This window comes from Serratia sp. CY55921, assembly GCF_052167655.1.
GTDB lineage: Bacteria > Pseudomonadota > Gammaproteobacteria > Enterobacterales > Enterobacteriaceae > Serratia > Serratia ureilytica.
In genome coordinates this window covers 264,482-281,844 of the sequence record NZ_JBJNMU010000003.1, presented here as the reverse complement: position 1 = coordinate 281,844, position 17,363 = coordinate 264,482, and the positions used below count along the sequence as shown (strand labels likewise).

The 17,363-nt window shown below is 60.6% G+C and carries 20 protein-coding genes; 17 read left to right on the top strand and 3 right to left on the bottom strand.

The genetic code is table 11. The annotated features are described in order from the left end of the window. Nucleotides 1-84 precede the first annotated feature (84 nt). On the top strand, nucleotides 85-552 hold the full coding sequence (locus tag ACJ8M3_RS17860; protein ID WP_046687882.1) for a ribonuclease: 468 nt from the start codon (nucleotides 85-87) through the stop codon (nucleotides 550-552). A 5-nt stretch (nucleotides 553-557) separates the two neighbouring features. Continuing rightward, complete coding sequence (locus ACJ8M3_RS17855; RefSeq protein ID WP_033644909.1) at nucleotides 558-857, top strand: barstar family protein; 300 nt, start codon at nucleotides 558-560, stop codon at nucleotides 855-857. Between the two features lie 30 nt (nucleotides 858-887). On the opposite strand, the gene yjgA is transcribed toward ACJ8M3_RS17855, so the two are convergent. After that, a complete protein-coding gene (gene yjgA, locus ACJ8M3_RS17850; RefSeq protein ID WP_442514714.1) occupies nucleotides 888-1,436 on the bottom strand; it encodes a ribosome biogenesis factor YjgA in 549 nt (182 codons plus the stop codon). A 179-nt stretch (nucleotides 1,437-1,615) separates the two neighbouring features. On the opposite strand from yjgA, the gene pmbA reads away from it, so the two are divergent. Together pmbA and cybC are read left to right on the top strand one after the other, a co-directional pair. Beyond that, on the top strand, nucleotides 1,616-2,956 hold the full coding sequence (gene pmbA, locus ACJ8M3_RS17845) for a metalloprotease PmbA (RefSeq protein ID WP_442514713.1): 1,341 nt from the start codon (nucleotides 1,616-1,618) through the stop codon (nucleotides 2,954-2,956). A 138-nt stretch (nucleotides 2,957-3,094) separates the two neighbouring features. Next, nucleotides 3,095-3,481, top strand: coding sequence for a cytochrome b562 (cybC, locus tag ACJ8M3_RS17840; protein WP_033644470.1), 387 nt, complete (start codon nucleotides 3,095-3,097; stop codon nucleotides 3,479-3,481). 4 nt (nucleotides 3,482-3,485) lie between these two features. Here cybC and ACJ8M3_RS17835 read toward each other — a convergent pair whose 3' ends face one another. Then, nucleotides 3,486-4,268, bottom strand: coding sequence for an AraC family transcriptional regulator (locus ACJ8M3_RS17835; protein WP_033644472.1), 783 nt, complete (start codon nucleotides 4,266-4,268; stop codon nucleotides 3,486-3,488). A gap of 282 nt (nucleotides 4,269-4,550) precedes the next feature. Here ACJ8M3_RS17835 and ACJ8M3_RS17830 point away from each other — a divergent pair, with 282 nt between their 5' ends. Genes ACJ8M3_RS17830 through ACJ8M3_RS17820 form a run of 3 tightly spaced genes read left to right on the top strand, consistent with a single transcriptional unit; the run spans nucleotide 4,551 to nucleotide 7,664 of the window. Next, nucleotides 4,551-6,005, top strand: coding sequence for an FAD/NAD(P)-binding protein (locus ACJ8M3_RS17830; protein WP_089195224.1), 1,455 nt, complete (start codon nucleotides 4,551-4,553; stop codon nucleotides 6,003-6,005). Next, on the top strand, nucleotides 6,002-6,883 hold the full coding sequence (locus ACJ8M3_RS17825; RefSeq protein WP_089197496.1) for a formyltransferase family protein: 882 nt from the start codon (nucleotides 6,002-6,004) through the stop codon (nucleotides 6,881-6,883). Before ACJ8M3_RS17830 ends, ACJ8M3_RS17825 begins: the two co-directional genes overlap by 4 nt. Further along, entirely contained in the window at nucleotides 6,876-7,664 is a 789-nt protein-coding gene (locus ACJ8M3_RS17820; RefSeq protein ID WP_033644477.1) for a sulfite exporter TauE/SafE family protein, read from the top strand. The genes ACJ8M3_RS17825 and ACJ8M3_RS17820 overlap by 8 nt, the downstream gene beginning before the upstream one ends. Before the next feature lie 37 nt (nucleotides 7,665-7,701). Here ACJ8M3_RS17820 and rnk read toward each other — a convergent pair whose 3' ends face one another. After that, on the bottom strand, nucleotides 7,702-8,112 hold the full coding sequence (rnk, locus tag ACJ8M3_RS17815; RefSeq protein ID WP_004936993.1) for a nucleoside diphosphate kinase regulator: 411 nt from the start codon (nucleotides 8,110-8,112) through the stop codon (nucleotides 7,702-7,704). 444 nt (nucleotides 8,113-8,556) lie between these two features. On the opposite strand from rnk, the gene ACJ8M3_RS17810 reads away from it, so the two are divergent. From ACJ8M3_RS17810 to ACJ8M3_RS17765, 10 genes are all read left to right on the top strand, one after another. Continuing rightward, the gene (locus tag ACJ8M3_RS17810; RefSeq protein WP_089192640.1) at nucleotides 8,557-8,883 is read left to right on the top strand and encodes a glycine dehydrogenase; all 327 of its coding nucleotides are present in this window, start codon (nucleotides 8,557-8,559) and stop codon (nucleotides 8,881-8,883) included. Nucleotides 8,884-8,919: 36 nt separating this feature from the next. Beyond that, nucleotides 8,920-9,285 carry a glycine-rich SFCGS family protein gene (locus ACJ8M3_RS17805; protein WP_004937000.1) on the top strand — a complete coding sequence of 122 codons (366 nt, stop codon included), beginning with the start codon at nucleotides 8,920-8,922 and terminating at the stop codon, nucleotides 9,283-9,285. Further along, on the top strand, nucleotides 9,285-9,581 hold the full coding sequence (locus ACJ8M3_RS17800; RefSeq protein ID WP_004937003.1) for a DUF4312 family protein: 297 nt from the start codon (nucleotides 9,285-9,287) through the stop codon (nucleotides 9,579-9,581). Before ACJ8M3_RS17805 ends, ACJ8M3_RS17800 begins: the two co-directional genes overlap by 1 nt. A gap of 30 nt (nucleotides 9,582-9,611) precedes the next feature. Then, nucleotides 9,612-10,388, top strand: a complete 777-nt coding sequence (locus ACJ8M3_RS17795) for a DUF4311 domain-containing protein (RefSeq protein ID WP_004937006.1) — start codon at nucleotides 9,612-9,614, stop codon at nucleotides 10,386-10,388. Nucleotides 10,389-10,399: 11 nt separating this feature from the next. Next, entirely contained in the window at nucleotides 10,400-11,050 is a 651-nt protein-coding gene (locus ACJ8M3_RS17790) for a DUF4310 family protein (RefSeq protein WP_004937013.1), read from the top strand. A gap of 63 nt (nucleotides 11,051-11,113) precedes the next feature. Further along, nucleotides 11,114-12,253 (top strand): amidohydrolase/deacetylase family metallohydrolase, encoded by a 1,140-nt coding sequence (locus tag ACJ8M3_RS17785; RefSeq protein WP_072626911.1) that lies wholly within the window; start codon nucleotides 11,114-11,116, stop codon nucleotides 12,251-12,253. Further along, the gene (locus ACJ8M3_RS17780; RefSeq protein ID WP_033644482.1) at nucleotides 12,237-13,355 is read left to right on the top strand and encodes a DgaE family pyridoxal phosphate-dependent ammonia lyase; all 1,119 of its coding nucleotides are present in this window, start codon (nucleotides 12,237-12,239) and stop codon (nucleotides 13,353-13,355) included. Before ACJ8M3_RS17785 ends, ACJ8M3_RS17780 begins: the two co-directional genes overlap by 17 nt. After that, nucleotides 13,352-14,092: a 2-dehydro-3-deoxy-phosphogluconate aldolase gene (gene dagF / locus ACJ8M3_RS17775; protein WP_046687877.1), complete on the top strand. Its 741-nt coding sequence runs from the start codon at nucleotides 13,352-13,354 to the stop codon at nucleotides 14,090-14,092. The genes ACJ8M3_RS17780 and dagF overlap by 4 nt, the downstream gene beginning before the upstream one ends. A gap of 87 nt (nucleotides 14,093-14,179) precedes the next feature. Beyond that, entirely contained in the window at nucleotides 14,180-15,394 is a 1,215-nt protein-coding gene (locus tag ACJ8M3_RS17770) for a lactonase family protein (RefSeq protein ID WP_046687876.1), read from the top strand. Between the two features lie 51 nt (nucleotides 15,395-15,445). Further along, entirely contained in the window at nucleotides 15,446-17,362 is a 1,917-nt protein-coding gene (locus ACJ8M3_RS17765) for a BglG family transcription antiterminator (RefSeq protein ID WP_033644486.1), read from the top strand. The last annotated feature ends 1 nt before the right edge of the window (nucleotide 17,363 follow it).

The following is a 17,363-nucleotide window of genomic DNA, read 5'->3' as shown; positions in this document are numbered from 1 at the left end:
TCTTAGTTTCATCCAGGTCGACTATATACCTAACTAGCCTGGGGGAGCTGCGGCGCCTCCGGCGGCATAATTTCAGGGAATGTCATGAACAAGCGGATTCTGTTGGCGATTGTCATCGCCGTGGTCATCGCCGTCTTCAGCGCGTTGCGCGGCAACGAGCACCGTGCGATCGGCGGCAATGCGACGGTGGTGCAAGCGCCGGCGGGGCAGCAACAGAGCATCGATCGGCTCACGCAGCAGCAAACGGTGGTGAGTTACCTGCAGCAGCATCAGCGGCTGCCGGATTATTACATCACCAAGAAGCAGGCGCGCGAGCAGGGCTGGGACCCGCGTTCAGGCAACCTCTGTTCGGTATTGCCGGGCAAGGCGATTGGCGGCGATCGATTTTCTAACCGTGAAGGGCAACTGCCGAGCGCCGGCGGCCGGGTCTGGCGTGAAGCGGACATCAATTACCAGTGTGGCCGGCGCGGCGCCGATCGCCTGCTGTATTCGAGCGACGGTCTGATCTTCGTCTCGCGTGACCATTACAAAAACTTCATTCGTGTGGAGTGAGTTTGATGGCAAAAGTAGAGTTTGATTTTGAGCAGATCCAGGATGTGCCGGCCTTCTACCGCGATTTCGCGCATAAGTTTGCGCTGGACGAGGGGTTTGGCGCCAACCTCGACGCGCTGTGGGACGTGGTGACCGGCGATATCGGTCTGCCGGTGGAAATCGAGTTCACCCACCTCAATGCCCGCAGTAAACGTCGTTTTGGCGCGATCATTCTGCTGTTTGAAGAAGCGGAAGAAGAGCTGGAAGGCAGCCTGCGTTTCAATATCCGCGAAAGCAGCGGTGAACCGGCGCATCACCGGGGATGAAACGGGTTCATCCCGGGATGGCGGCGGCGTTTAGTCAGCCGCTTCGGCCAGCTCGCGCAGGTATTGGAAGATCTGGCGGTAAGCCTTAGGCGGCTTGTTGGCGGCCTTCTCTTTCTGCGCATTGCGCACCAGTGAACGCAGCTGTTGACGATCGGCGGCCGGATACAGATCCAGAATCGACGGAATGACGTCATCGCCTTCTTCCACCAGGCGGTCGCGCAGCGCTTCCAGCTTATGGAACAGCGAAACCTGTTGGTTGTGGCGGTTTTTCAGCTTGTCGAGCGCGGTCTGGATCGGCTCGATATCGCGGGCGCGCAGCATCTTGCCGATCAGCTGCAGCTGACGGCGACGGCCTTCTTTCTTGATCTTCTGCGCCAGCTCGATGGCGGTGCGCAAATCTTCGTCCAACGGAATGCGATCCAGCGCGTTTTTGCCCAGATCGACCATTTCGGCCCCCAGGTCTTTCAGCGCTTCGGCATCACGTTTAATTTCACTTTTACTGACCCAGATAATCTCGTCATCGTCCTCGTTTTCATTCTCCGGGACATCGTCGAGCCAGTCTTCAGGCTGTTTGTTCATGGTAGGCTCCGTTAAAAAGAGGCTAATCCTAACAGGTTGCCGGCTTTATGCGAAATTCAACGCGGTTCCTGTTAGACTCAACGGCAGAGATCTCAGGATTTTTGCGCGCCGCCCCGCGTGCACAACTACGCCGCTCCGGCACTTTTCTCAACGATTTTCTGATTAATTATGGCAGATTGATGAAAGTAGTCACTCAAGTTGCAGAACAGCGCAAGGCGCTGGAACAGGCCGTTTCTCAGGCTCTGGAGCTGGCACGCGCCGGTTCCGACGCGGCGGAAGTCGCGGTCACCAAATCGACTGGTATCAGCGTCAGCACCCGCTTCGGCGAGGTGGAAAACGTCGAGTTCAATAGCGATGGCGCGCTGGGCATCACCGTGTATCACCGTCAGCGTAAAGGCAGCGCCTCTTCCACCGATCTCAGCCCGGATGCCATCGCCCGCACCGTACAGGCGGCGCTGGACATCGCGCGTTACACCTCTGAAGATCCCTGCGCCGGCCCGGCGGAGAAAGATTTGTTGGCGTTTGAGGCGCCGGATCTCGATCTGTTCCACCCGACCGAGCTGGACGCCGAGCGCGGCATCGAGCTGGCGGAGCGCGCCGAGCAGGCTTCGCTGGCGGCGGACAAACGCATTACCAACACCGAAGGCGGCAGCTTCAACAGCCACTACGGCATCAAGGTGTTCGGCAACAGCCACGGCATGCTGCAAAGCTACTGTTCCAGCCGTCATTCGCTGTCTAGCTGCGTCATTGCGGAGCAGGACGGCGACATGGAGCGGGATTACGCTTACACCATCGGCCGTGCGATGGGCGATCTGCACAGCCCCGAGTGGGTGGGGCAGGAGTGCGCCCGCCGCACGCTGGCGCGTCTCGCGCCGCGTAAACTGTCGACCATGAAGGCGCCGGTGCTGTTCGCCTCCGAAGTGGCCACCGGGCTGTTCGGCCATCTGGTGGGGGCCATCAGCGGCAGCAGCGTCTACCGCAAATCCACTTTCCTGCTGGACGCGCTCGGCAAGCAGATCCTGCCGTCGTGGCTGACCGTCGAGGAACACCCGCATCTGCTGAAAGGGCTGGCGTCAACGCCGTTCGACAGCGAGGGCGTGCGCACCCAACGGCGCGATATCGTCAAGGATGGCGTGCTGCAAACCTGGCTGATGACCAGCTACTCGGCGCGCAAGCTGGGCCTGCACAGCACCGGCCATGCCGGCGGCATCCATAACTGGCGCATTGCCGGGCAGGGCGCAGACTTCGCCGGCATGCTGAAACAGCTTGGCACCGGCCTGGTGGTCACCGAATTGATGGGCCAGGGCGTCAGCGGCGTCACCGGCGATTATTCTCGCGGCGCCGCCGGTTTTTGGGTGGAAAATGGCGAGATCCAGTACCCGGTCAGCGAGATCACCATCGCCGGCAACCTGAAAGACATGCTGCGCAACATCGTCAGCGTCGGCAGCGATATCGAAACCCGCAGCAATATCCAGTGCGGTTCGGTGCTGCTGCCGGAAATGAAGATCGCCGGCCAGTGATCCTCTGTGCGGTCGGCGTCCGCCGGCCGCGCGTTATCCCGTCTCAACCTTGCTTACAAATCTCCGGTTTCGATTTTGCCCGGCCTTGCCTATGGTAGCGGTGGGTTAACTAAAACAATAACTGGAAGGTGAGCAAACATGCAGAATACCCTGAAAGCGCTGGCGGCGTTGACGCTGCTGGCGGCCAGTTCGCTGGCGGCCGCCGCCGATCTGGGCGACGATATGGACACCCTGGCGGAAAACTACAAAACGGTGCTGAATACCGACTCCGCCGCCACCCTCAAACAGAGCCTGCAGAACATGCGCGCCGCCGCGCAGGATGCCAAGCAGGGCACTCCGCCGAAACTGGAGAGCAAAGCCGCCGACAGCCCGGAGATGAAAGATTTCCGCAGCGGGTTGGATACCCTGATCGGCCAGATCGATCAGGCGCTGGCGCTGGCCAATCAGGGCAAAGTCGCCGAAGCCAAGCAGCTGGCGCAGGGCTTCAAGCAGACCCGCGACGCCAACCACAAGAAATTCCGCTAACCCGTCAACCGTCGCGCCCGTCTTCCGTCAGATAGGAGGAGGGCGCCTGCCCCAGCACGCGGCGAAACATGGTTGAAAACGCCGCGCTGCTGTCATATCCCATCTCCATGGCCACCTGCGTCACGCTGCGCCCTTCGGCCAGCAGCGCCAACGCCAGCACCACGCAGGCGCGCTGACGCCATTGCGAAAAAGGCAGGCCGGTCTGCGCGCGAAAGAAGCGGCTGAAGGTGCGAATGCTCATGTACAGACGAGGGGCCCATTGCTGCGCGGAGTCGTGGGCGTCGGGGTGCTGCAAAAAGGCGCGGCACAGCTCGCCCAGCCGAGGATCGGCGGGCAGCGGGATGTGCAACGGCAAGGGTTGCAGCCGGGCCAGCTCGTGCAGCAGCAGCGTCGCCAGCGCCCCGTCGCGTCCCTCCCGCTCATACTCCAGCGGCATGTCCACCGCCGCCATCAACAGTTGGCGCATCAGCGGGGTGACGCTAACCACCTGGCAAACCTGAGGCTGTTCGGCGGGCAACGCGCCCGGTTCGAGGTACAGACTGCGGGTAGTGACGCCGACCATTCTCACCGCGTGCGGCATCTGTGGCGGCAGCCACACCGCGTGCTGCGGCGGGACGATCCAATTGCCTTGCTGCGTGAAAACGTGCATGACGCCGGTGGCGCCGTACAGCAACTGCGCGCGCCGGTGGCTGTGCATCGGCAGCAAATGCCCCGGCGGATAATCGGTGCCGATGGCGATTACCGCGCGCGCTACGTGGTCGATGTCATCAATGCGGACGTTGCGCATGTGTCCCCTTTGGCGGCAGGTTGGCCGAAACGCAATGATAGTTGGCCTTTCATATAAAGCAAGCCAGCGGCGGTCGCCCTACTATCGGGGCAGAAAAATAACGCTTGTCCGGGGCGCCGTTATTTTATCGGCCATAAAGCCCGCGCAAGTTTTCACACCGGGGTGAGAAGAAGGTTTTCGTTCTCGCAATACAAGAAGTTAATAAGGAATAAATCGTCATTTTATTCCAACACCTGAAGCAATAGTTCTTAGCGCAGTTCAATGACTATAAGGTGATATTTCATGTATAAGTTCGGTGTGATTGGCGGCGGAGCCGCCGGCATCTCTTTTGCGTATAACTTTATAAAAAATAAGTCGGTTAATCATTGCAAAAGGCCGCTTTCCCTGACGGTGTTCGACAAGCAGGGCTTCAAGGGCGGTATGGCATACAGCAGCGATTTTGACAGCCATATATTAAATATGACGCCAGAAAATATGTCGGCGGATATTTTCGACGACGCGCACTTCGTTGATTGGATCGCCATGCATTTCCCGCAGTTTTGCCAGGATCGTTATCCGCCGCGTTGGCTGTATCGGGAATATCTCGATTTTATTCGCGACATGACGATGTATATGGCGGCGGACAGCAACGTGGCGCTGAATTTCGTGACCGCCGAAGTGAATGCCATTGCGCCGCACGAGGCAGGCTATCGGCTGACCACCGCCTGCGGCGCCGCCGAACAGATGAACGCGCTGGTGTTGTGTTCGGGGCATAACCCGCCGGAATGTCTCTATCCGGTGGACGGGGTGATCGCTTATCAGGCCCACCGGGATCTGCCGCCGATCAACCCTTACTCAACCATCGGCGTGATCGGCTGCAGCCTGACGGCGATCGACGCCATCGTTGAACTGATGGAGCGCCTGGGGGCCACCGATATCTGCGCCCTGTCGCGTTCGGGCCTGTTCCCCAGCGTGCAACCGGCGTTGATGCGTCCGCCGCCGGAGGCGTTTGTTGAGGGGCTGCGGCGCTTTGTCGCCGGTAACGATTTTATTGATGCGCATCAGCTGGTGCATGCGGTCAACGCCGCGCTGGCGCGTCACTATCCGGGGCCGGAACGATTGACGGTGCTCTCGGCGCTGGGGGAAAGGCGCGATTGCTACCGCGATCTGGCGGACAGCCTCGACCGGGCGCGCTTTGCCCGGGAGCACATCTGCAGCTACCTGGCGGCGATCCATCCGACGGTGTGCGCCGCCTGGGTCAAAATGGATGCCAACAACCGGCAGATCTTCATGCGCTTTTACAACTCCTCCTGGATGCGCAATCGGCACGCCATGCCGATCAAGAACGCCTACAAGATCGTGGCGGCGTTGGAGAGCCAACGCCTGCGCGCCTGCGGTGGCCTGGCGGATATCAGCAAGGGGGCGGACGGATTTATCCTTCGTTGCCATGAGACGCGGGTGCATGCGCAGTATCTGTTCAACTGCACCACGCCTTCTTATCAACTGCCGCCCAACCGCCTGAGCCATCAACTGCTGCAAGACGGGGTGGTGCAGGAGAACCTGTTCGGCGGCGTGAAGTGCAACCCGCACACGCTGAAAATCGCCGATCGCCGCGGCCGCGAGCAGCATCTCTACTCGCTCGGCGCGCCCGCCAAGGGCGACCTTTTTTACACCTCGGCGATGGAATCCATCACGCGAGATATCAGCAAAATCGTGTTTAACAACCCTATTTTCAACGCAAAGAAGGCTGAAGCATGAAAAACGTAGCGCTCTTTGTCGGCAACGACATTTTCTCCTGGCTGGTATGTCAGGATCTGATCGCCGCCCTGAAAGGCGAGTGTGCTTTTACGGTGTATTTCCCCCTGGCGAAAAGCGGCGGCTGCGCCCAGGAGCCGGCGGTTCGCCGCCTGGGGCTGTATGAGCGCGAGGTGCTGAACGATTTCGTGTTCCCGTTCGTTGGCCGCAACGCCGCCGCCTGTGAGGGCGCCTATCAGCCGCCGGCACTGTTCCTGGCCGCCGCCGGGGTCAAAGCGCATCGCGTTCTCGACATCAATGACGCCGCGTTTATCAGCAGCCTGGGTCATATGGACGGGGTGATTTCTTTGCGCTGTTATCAGAAATTTTCCGCCGACTATGTGCGCGCCTTCAGCCGGCGCGGCAAGCTGCTGTGGAACCTGCATCCGGGTGACTTGCCGCGCTATCGCGGGGTGATGACGCTGTTCCGCGCGATGATGAACGGTGACAAGGACTGTGCGGTGACGCTGCATGAAATGGACGAACATTGGGATGCCGGCCCGGTGCTCGCCCGCCTGCCCGCCGAGCTGCGCCACGACCTGTCGTTCCTGGAAAACATGATGTTGCTGGGCGTGCAGAGCGGCACCTTCCTGGCGCGCCAGCTGATGCGGGCGGAACGGAGCGAAGCGATAGCGGCGGAAAAGCAGGGCGATTCGCGCTATTGGGGCTTCCCGGATGCGCAGACGCTGGCGCAGGCGGAACAGGCGGGCATTGAGCTGGTGGATCACGACGCCGTGCGCGAGCAGTATCTGGGGCTGTTTGTCGGCGATCGTTTCCACCCGCTGGCGGGGCAGTTCTGCGCCGGGTTCGACGACTTCGTGCGGGCGCACGGCCATGATTGAAATGTTAATCGTTCTGGGTGCCGGTTTTCTGACCGGCATCACCACCATTCTGTTTGGCTTCGGCGGCGGCTTTGTGGTGGTACCTTTCGTTTACCATTTGATCTCCGCCTCAGGCGAGCAGCCCGGCCAGGCGATGCATATTGCGGTGGCGACCTCGACGGCGGTGATGATCCTCAACGCGGGGTACGCCACCCTGACCAACTGGCGCAGCGGCAACCTGCTGCGGGAAACCATCGTGCCGCTGATCTTTTTCATCGGCATCGGCGCGGCGCTGGGCGCGTTTGCCTCCTCGCTTCTGGCGGACGGCGTGATCCGCGTGCTGTTCGTGGCCTATATGGCGGTGACCATCGCCGACTGTCTGTTCCGCCGGGGGTTCCTGACCAAACCGGCGCGCGCTGAACTTTCCCCTGCCACGCTGTGGGGCGGCGGGCCGCTGATCGGCGGCATCGCCACACTGCTGGGGGTGGGCGGCAGCGTGATGACCGTGCCGCTGCTGCGCCGCCATGGCTATGACATGAAGTATTGCGTCAGCGCCGCCAACCCGCTGTCGATCCCGGTGGCGGTGATCGGGGCGCTGATGTATATCGTGTTGGGGTGGCGCGAGATGAGCGGGCCGCAGTATCTGGGCTACGTCAATCTGAACATTCTGGGGCTGCTGGTGGTGGCGGGGATTGCGGGGATCGTGTTTGCCAGGCGCTGTTTGCCGAAGGTGAGCGATGCGCTGCATGCCAAAATCTATGTGCTGCTGCTGATCGCCGTGCTGATCGCTATCTGCCTCTGAAACAGAAAGGGCGGCCGGATGCCGCCCTGAGAACCGCTTAACGGTGGTATTCGCCCGCCGCTTCCGGCTGGTACAGCAATTCCAGCACTTCAATCCGCGCTTCTTCACCGTTCGGCAATTGCCAGGAGATCTGCTTGCCGACGTGCATGCCGAGCAGCGCTGCGCCCAGCGGCGCCATCACCGACAGCTGATCGTGGCTGTCTTTCAGCGAGGCCGGGTAAACCAGCGTGCGCACGTGCTCTTCATCGGTGTGCAGATCGCGAAAACGCACGCGGCTGTTCATGGTCACCACGTTGGCCGGCATTTTCTCCGGCGGCAGGATTTCCGCGCGATCCAACTCGTCGTTCAGCGCGGCGGCGACGTCGGTGTTGGCAAAGGCCGGTTGTTCCAATAGCGCATCCAGGCGTTCCGCATCCAGCTCATTAATAGTAATGATGGGTTTGGTCATTCCACTCTCCAGTCAAATCAAAGGGCGCCAGTCTGTGCACCCATAAATTCGGAAAAACAACACAAAGCAACACCCCCGCGCCAGAGGAGCGGGGGTGTGGGTAATGTCGATTTGTCCCATTGATAGTAGGCGGTTGGGGCGAGAAAAGAAAGAGATCCCGATCACGAAGGCTTTTATCGTCAATCGAGGCAAAAAAAACCGTTAGCCGGGTTATGTAATTGTTATCTCATTTACTTTTTCGCCTTAGCGCCGTTTTGCGAAATGGATCTCCGCGCGTCATTCGATTTCCACTTCGAACTGGAAAAAACCGGTCTCCACAGAAAATCTTACCGGGGGTAGGGTAAAGACATCACAGAAAGCGGGTTATTCAGGTGATGCGCTTTACGGCTTACTGATTAATGTGGGATCTAGGGGTACTGAAAAGTGAATGATGGATCTGCTTCGATAAAAGAAATTGAACAATCCGATATCAGCGAAGCCGGTGAGATCACCGCTCGGGTGCTGGCGGATATTACCGCGATGCTGAATGCTGAGAATATTTATACCAATGCGGTGCAGCAACAGATGCTGGAGTCGCATATTCGCGCCATGGTGCTGCGCTCAATAACCGGTGAGCCGTTGCCGGAGGTGGATAAATCACTGTTCGACGAAATTTCCGCCGAGTCCATGCAAATGGCGGAGCGCGTGGTGGATCAGTTTGGCACATTGCCTATCGAAGAAGCCTATTTGCTTTCAGTGCACTTCGAAGTGGCGAAAGATAATAACGCATAGCGGTTAACGCATCGATTTCAATCAGGAGAATATACCATGGGTCAAATTACCGTAGTGATCGGCGATCGTTTGGGAAAAGGGCAAAAAGTCGGCCAGGGCGTTGAAAACGCAGGCGGAAAAGCGGTGGTTATCCCCGGCGTGGCGGCGGATATGAAGCTGGGCGACGTCATGAAAGCGGAAAACGCGCAGCTGGGCATCTCTTTTTGCGGCAGCGGCGGCGCCGGCGCGATTACCGCGCAAACCAAATACGGCTACAAAGCCAAATACGGCATGCGTTCGGTGGAAGAGGGCGTGACGGCAATTAACGAAGGCTGCAACGTGCTGGGGTTCGGCTTTATGGATAAAGAAGAGCTGGGCCAGAAACTGGTGGAAGCCTACGTCAAAAAACATGGCAACCCATAATGAAAGAGCAATATACCACATCGGTAAAGGTGGAGGGTAAAGGCGACAGCAAAGCGAAAGCTTTTGCTTCCGCCTTGGCTAATGTGCAGGGCGCGGTATTAAAGTCCACCAACAATATTCTGCTGCGCATCGAGCCGCAGGACGTCAGCGTGGTGAAAGCGGAAGAGAAAATAACAAAAGAGAAATTTCTTTTCTTCTTTTTGCCGCGTGAAAGAAAGAGCTATGCCGTTTCTCTGGAAATAACCGTGAACGTAACCATTATCAATACCGAGAAGGTTGTCTTCGTCACGAAATAAAAACGTTAGCATAAATGAAAGGGTATACTGATGTTTTTAATCATCTTATTTAAATCGATTATTATCGGTGGGCTGGTGGGGGTTGGCGTAGGGGCCGGCGCCGCACGCATGTTCCACGCGCCGACAACACAGGGCATGGGGGCGTTTCGCACCCTGGGCGAGCTGAACTCCTGCGAGGGCGATCCGGCTTCCCACTTCTCATTCGGTCTGGGCTTCTTCTTCAACGCCTGGGCGTCTTCCGTGGCGGCGGGCTCCTTCACGCAGGACGTCGATCACCGCATCATCCCGCACTGGGGCGCGGCGGCCCTGATGGTCAAGAACCGCAATCTGGCGCAAACGCTGCACGATCCGAAAAAAATGGCCATCGCCTGCGGCATCATCGGCATGCTGGTGGTGGCCTTCCTCAATACCACCGCTTCCGCCGTGCCTGCCGCGCTGCAGGTCACCGCGATCAAGGTGCTGGTGCCGGCGGCCAACCTGCTGGTGAACACCGTGATGCCGGTGATCTTCTGGCTGGCGGCGATCGACGCCGGGCGCCGTTCCGGCTTCTGGGGCACCATTTTCGGCGGCCTGGCGCAGCTGATCATGGGCAACGCCGTACCGGGCCTGGTGCTGGGCATTCTGATCGGCAAAGGCGTGGAAGAGAGCGGCTGGAACAAAATCACCAAGATCATGATGGCGGTGATCGTGCTGCTGTTCGTGCTGAGCGGCTTCTTCCGCGGCTTCGACATGAAAGTTCTCGAGTCCTTCAGCCTCGGCGTGCCGGGCTGGCTGGACGCCATTCACAACACCCTGAGCGGTAAATAAGGAGCGGGATGATGGAAGAGCAAACCCAAAAAGGCTTCTGGTACGCCGACTGGTCATTCCCGATTTTTGTTGGCCTGCTGTCCTCCGGCGTGTTCGCCGGGACGCACATGTACTACCTGTACGGCATCGGTGCCTTTAACGAAGTGGCCTTCGTCTCCATGCTGCGGGCGGGGATGGATACCGGCGTGTACGGCGCTGTGGCGGCGTTCGGCGCCAGCTTCCTGTTCGCGCGCATCATCGAAGGTTCGCTGGTGGGCATCCTCGACATCGGCGGCGCGATCCAGACCGGCGTCGGGCTGGGCGTACCGGCGCTGCTTTTGGGGGCCGGCATCGTGTTCCCGGTCGCCAACTTCGCCGCTTCGCTGGCCACCGGCCTGATCATCGGCCTGGCGATCGGTTATGTGATCATTCTGGCGCGCAAATTCACCATCAATCAGAGCAACTCCACCTACGGGGCTGACGTGATGATGGGCGCGGGCAACTCCTCGGGCCGCTTCCTCGGGCCGTTGATCATCCTGTCGGCGATGACCGCCTCGATCCCGATCGGCATCGGTTCGCTGCTCGGCGCGCTGCTGTTCTATATCTGGGGCAAACCGATCACCGGCGGAGCGATCCTCGGCGCGATGATCCTGGGGGCGATCTTCCCGGTAGCCATTTCTTAAGAGGCCTGCGCCAGGCGCCGCCCGAAACTGCGGCGGCGCCCGGGCTAACAGGAGCAATGCGGTATGTATGACTTAGTAATCAGAGGCGCCAGACTGGCGGACGATACGCTGATCGATCTGGCGGTGAAAGACGGCAAAATAGCCTCGGTGGGGCGATTGGCGGCGGATGTCAGCGTCGTTCGCCAGCTGGATCTGGCGGGCAACTGCCGCCTGAGCGCCGGTTGGATCGATGCGCACGTGCACTGCTATCCCGAATCGCCGATCTACCATGACGAGCCGGATCGGGTCGGCATCGCCAGCGGCGTCACCAGCGTGGTCGATGCCGGCAGCGCCGGTGCCGACGATATCGACGCCTTTTATCAGCTGACGCGCAGCGCCAAAACCAACGTTTTCGCCTTCCTCAATATCTCGCGCATCGGCCTGCTGCGGCAGAACGAGCTGGCGGAGTTGACGGACATCGACAAGCGCGAGGCCGGCCAGGCCATCGCCAACCATCCCGGTTTCATCATCGGCATCAAGGCGCGCATGAGCAGCAGCGTGGTGGGCAAGAACGGCACCCGGCCGCTGGTGTTGGCCAAAGAGATCCAGCAGGAAAACCGTCGGCTGCCGCTGATGGTGCATATCGGCAACAACCCGCCGGATCTGGACGATATCGCCGATCTGCTGACCCGTGGCGACATCATCACCCACTGCTACAACGGCAAACCGAACCGCATTCTGACGCCGGCGGGCACGCTGCGCGAGTCTATCCAGCGCGCGCTGCGGCGCGGCGTATTGCTCGACGTAGGGCACGGCACCGCCAGCTTCAGCTTCGAGGTGGCGCGCCAGGCGATCAAACTGGGCATTTTGCCGCACACCATCAGCTCCGATATTTACTGCCGCAACCGCATGAACGGGCCGGTGCACAGCCTGGCGACGGTGATGTCCAAATTCTTCAGCGTCGGCCTGACGCTGCCGCAGGTGATCGCCTGCGTGACGGAGAACGCCGCGTCGGCGCTGCAGCTGAGCGGCAAAGGGCGGCTGGAGCCGGGCTATGACGCCGATTTCACGCTGTTTGAGCTGCGCCGCGAACCGCAGGTGTTCGCCGACGCCGAAGGGCAAACCGCCGAGGGCGAACGGCTGCTGGTGCCGCTGGCCGCGGTGGTGGCCGGGGAAATCCTATTAACCGAACAAGGGGAGGCAAGCCATGTCTTCGATTTATGAAAAATACGGTTTGAAGCAGGTGATCAACACCTCCGGCCGTATGACCATTCTCGGCGTTTCCACGCCGCGCCAGGACGTGATCGACGCCGTTGATTACGGCCTGAACCACTATTTCGAAATCAAGGATCTGGTCAACAAGACCGGTGCCTACATCGCCGATCTGCTCAACGTGGAAGATGCGGTGATCGTCTCCTGCGCCTCGGCGGGCATCGCCCAGTCGGTGGCGGCGGTGATCGTTAAAGATAACGCCAATCTGCTGGTGAACCTGCATTCGGCGCCGATCGCCGTGCCGCGCGAGATCGTGCTGCCGCGCGGCCACAACGTCAACTTCGGCGCGCCGGTGGACACCATGGTGGCGCTGGGCGGCGGCAAGGTGGTGGAGGCGGGGTACGCCAACGAATGTTCGCCGGAGCAGATTGAAGCCTGCATCACGCCGCAGACTGCGGCGATCCTGTACGTCAAATCGCACCACTGCGTGCAGAAAAGCATTCTGTCCGTCGAACAGGCGGCGGTGGTGGCGCGCAAGCATAACCTGCCGCTGATCGTCGACGCCGCGGCGGAAGAAGATCTGATGTGTTACTACCAGATGGGGGCCGATCTGGTGATCTACAGCGGCGCCAAAGCCATCGAGGGGCCGACCAGCGGTCTCGTGATCGGCAAGAAACAGTACGTCGAGTGGGTGAAATTGCAATCCGGCGGCATCGGCCGGGCGATGAAGGTCGGCAAAGAGGGCATCCTCGGCCTGACCCAGGCGATTGAAAGCTATCTGACGCTTGAGAAAACCACCGGGCAACAGATGGTGGAGCGGATGACGCCGTTCCTCGACAGCCTCAACACCCTGACCGGCGTCAGCGCCAAGACCGTCTGGGACAGCGCCGGCCGCGATATCGCTCGCGCCGAGATCACCTTTGATGAGGCGGTGCTGGGGCGGTCGACCTATGACATCGTCCAGGCGTTGAAAACCGGCGATATCGCCATCTACTTCCGCGGCTACAAGGCCAACGAAGGCAAGATTGAGGTCGACGTGCGCAGCGTCGACGAGCGGCAACTGATGACCGTCTTTACCTGTATCAAAAATCTGTTTACGGAGAAACAAGCATGAAGCTGCAGCCTAACTACTATCGCGACCGCGTCTGCCTGAACGTGCTGGCCGGCTCCAAAGCCAACGCGCAGGACATCTACGCTGCGGCGGAAGGCCATGTGCTGGTGGGCGTGCTCTCCAAGAACTACCCGGACGTCGACAGCGCGGTGACCGACATGCTGCGCTATGCGCGCCTGATTGAAAACGCGCTCTCGGTCGGCCTGGGCGCCGGCGATCCGAAGCAGTCGGCGATGGTCAGCCTGATCGCTCAGCAGGTGCAGCCGCAGCACGTTAACCAGGTGTTCACCGGCGTCGGCGCCAGCCGCGCGCTGCTGGGCCAGAACGACAGCGTGGTCAACGGCCTGGTGTCGCCGACCGGCCGCGTCGGTTGGGTGAAGATCTCTACCGGCCCATTAAGCGCCGCGGCGCCGGACGGCATCGTGCCGGTGGAAACCGCCATCGCCCTGCTGAAAGACATGGGCGGCAGCTCCATCAAGTATTTCCCGATGGGCGGCCTGAAGTGCAAGGACGAGTACCAGTACGTAGCCAAGGCCTGCGCCGAGCATGACTTCATGCTGGAGCCGACCGGCGGTATCGATCTGGAGAACTTTGAGCCGATCGTCGAGATCGCGCTGGCGGCCGGCGTGAAACGCGTGATCCCGCATATCTACAGCTCGATCATCGACGCCGCCAGCGGCGATACGCGTCCGCAGGACGTGAAAGCCCTGCTGGCGATGACCAAAAAGCTGGTGGGTTGAACGCGTAATGGGATGAGGTAAACGCTGGGAGGCGAAGGTTTTCCCGTGGCGCGGCATGCCGCGCCGTTACCTATATTGAGGACTACTATGCGAAACTGGCAGGCTCCAACCCGACGCGCCGCGTTGTTCCTGGCGCTGCTGGCCGTGACCGGCCCGGCGCTGCATGCTGAGGATGCAATGAACTCCACGTCATCTCATTTTGCCTATATCGGCACCTACAATCCCAACGGCGAAGGCGTTTACCGAGTGCGGGTCGATCCGGCCAGCGGCGCGTTGAGCCAGGTTACGCTGGTCAGCAACGTGCCGAATCCGGCGCAGCTGACGTTGAGCACTGACGGCAAGACGCTGTATGTCGCCAGCGAAGTGGCCGATTTCAACGGCGGCAAGCACGGCGGCATCACCGCCTACCGGGTCAATCCGGCCGATGGCGCACTGACGCAGCTCAACCAGGTGGATTCGCAGGGGGCAGGGCCGGTGTATCTCACCTCGACGCCGGACGGGAGGCATCTGCTGGTAGCGAACTACGTCAGCGGCAGCGTGGCGGTCTTCCCGATTGAAGCGGACGGCAGCCTGGGCGCCGCCAGCTCGGTGCAGCAGCAACAGGGCCCGGCGGGCGCGGCCAAACCGGCGGCAGCGGTGAACGGCAGCTTCGCCATCAGCGATCACAACGGCCCGCATGCCCATATGATCGCCAGCGATCCGAGCGGCAAGTTCGTGTTCTCCACCGATCTGGGGTTGGATCGCATCTACCAATGGCGCTTTGACGCCGCGAGCGGCCGGCTGACGCCGAACGATCCGCCGTGGATCGCCGCCTCTTCCGCCGGCGCGGGGCCGCGTCACTTTGTGTTCCATCCGGACGGCGAAACCGTGCTGCTGGTGAACGAAGAGGCCTCGACGTTGACCAGCTACCGTTTTGATCGCCAAAAAGGTACTCTGAAACAACTGCATGCGGTTTCCGCGCTGCCCGCCGACTATCAGGGCACCAGCTTCGCTTCGGGGCTGGCGCTCAGCAAGAACGGCGACACGCTGTACGTCGCCAACCGGCTGCATAACAGCATTGCCCAGTTCAGCGTGGGCGCTGGCGGTGAGTTGAAACCGGTAGCGGAAACCTGGACGCGCGGCGATTATCCGCGTTCGCTGGCGCTGAGCCCGGATGGCCGCTATCTGTATGCGTTGAACCAGCGCAGCGATAACGTCACCCGCTTCAGCGTCAACCCGACGGACGGCAAACTCAGCTTTGTGGGCGGCTATCTGCCGATCGGCAGCCCCTCGCAAATGGCGTTCCTGCCGCCGCCGAAGTAACCCGTGGCCCGCCCGGTTCACCGGGCGGGCCGCCTGATTGACGGACACAGAATGGTGCGATTTCCTTACCCGCGTTTGGCTTACTTGTTCGATGCTTTGCAAACCGAGACTTTGCCGCAGGATGAGCTGGCGAAGCGTTTCGCCGTGTCTACCCGCACGGTGCGGGCGGATATCACCGCGCTGAACGAGATCCTGGACAAATACGGCGCGCGCTTCGTGCATAGCCGCGGGGCCGGCTATCGTTTGCAGGTCGATAATGCTGCGCTGTTCAGCGCCCTGCAGCATCAGGAGCGCCGCAAACACGCCACCCCGCGCAGCGCGCAGGAGCGGGTGCATTATCTGCTGGTGCGTTTTTTGACCTCAGCCTTCTCCCTCAAACTGGAAGATCTGGCTGACGAGTGGTTCGTCAGCCGCGGCACGCTGCAAAACGACATGGCTGAGGTGAGAGAGCGTCTGGCGCACTATCAATTGACGATCGAAACCAAGCCGCGTTACGGCATGAAGCTGTTCGGTGCGGAGATGGCGATCCGCGCCTGCCTGACCGACCTGCTGTTCCAGCTGCAGTTGGCCGACGCCGAGAACCCGCTGCTCAACAACGAGATCCTGCTGCAGCCGCAGGTGGCGGCGTTCGCCGGATTGCTGCACCCGCTGCTGTCGCAATATGCCATTCGTCTGACCGACGAGGGCGAGCAGTACCTGATTTTCTACTGTGCGGTGGCGCTGCGGCGCATCAACGATGGCTATCCGCTGTCGGACTTCGAGGTGGAGGACGGCGACGAGGCGGTGCGCCAGGTGTCGACCCGCCTGGCGGCGGAGCTGCGTGCGGCCTCCGGCAAAGAGATCTCGATGGCCGAAGAGGCCTATCTGCGGGTCAACATCGCCGCGCGCCGCGTGCAGGACGTGCAGCCGACCGAAATCAACGCCGACGATGAAGAAGCGCTGGTGGACTACATTCTTTCCTACATCAACGCACACTATAACTACAACCTGCAGGGCGACGAGCAGCTGCGGGCCGATCTGCTTACCCATATCAAGACCATGATTACGCGGGTGAAATACCAGATCAACATCCCCAATCCGCTGTTGGCCAACATCAAGCAGCACTATCCGATGGCTTACGACGTGACGCTGGCGGCGGTCTCCAGCTGGGGCAAGTACACGCCTTATACGCTGAGCGAGAACGAAATCGGTTATCTGGTGCTGCACATCGGCGTGGGGCTGGAGCGGCATTACAACATCGGTTATGAACGCCACCCGCAGGTGATGCTGGTGTGCGACACCGGCAACTCGACGGTGCGCATGATCCAGGCGCAGATTGCGCGCAAGTACCCGCAGCTGGTGATGACGCGCATCGTCTCGCTGCGCGATTATGAGATGCTCGCGCACATCGACGAAGACTTCGTGATTTCCAACGCCCGCATCGGCGAAAAGAACAAGCCGGTAGTGGTGATGTCGCCGTTCCCGACCGATTATCAGCTGGAGCAACTGGGCAAACTGGTGCTGGTGGATCGCACCCGACCGTACATGCTGGAGAAGTTCTTCGACGCCGAGCATTTCATGGTGCTCAACGAGCCGCTGACGCAGGCGGAACTGTTCAGCCGGGTGTGCGGCCAGCTGGAGCGGGAAGGGTACGTCGGCGCGGACTTTTATCCGTCGGTGGTCGAACGCGAGGCGATCGTCTCCACGCTGCTGGGCGAAGGCATCGCGCTGCCGCACTCGCTGGGGCTGCTGGCGAAAAAGACCGTGGTGGTGACGCTACTGGCGCCGCAGGGCGTCGCCTGGGGCGAGGGCGAGGTCGCGCACGTGATTTTCCTGCTGGCGATCAGCAAGAGCGACTATGAAGAGGCGATGGCGATCTATGAGCTGTTCGTCACCTTCGTGCGTGAACGCTCAATGAGCCGCCTGCTGGGCAGCGACAGCTTCGACAGTTTTAAGGCGGTGGCGCTGGACTGCCTGAGCCGGAGTTGAG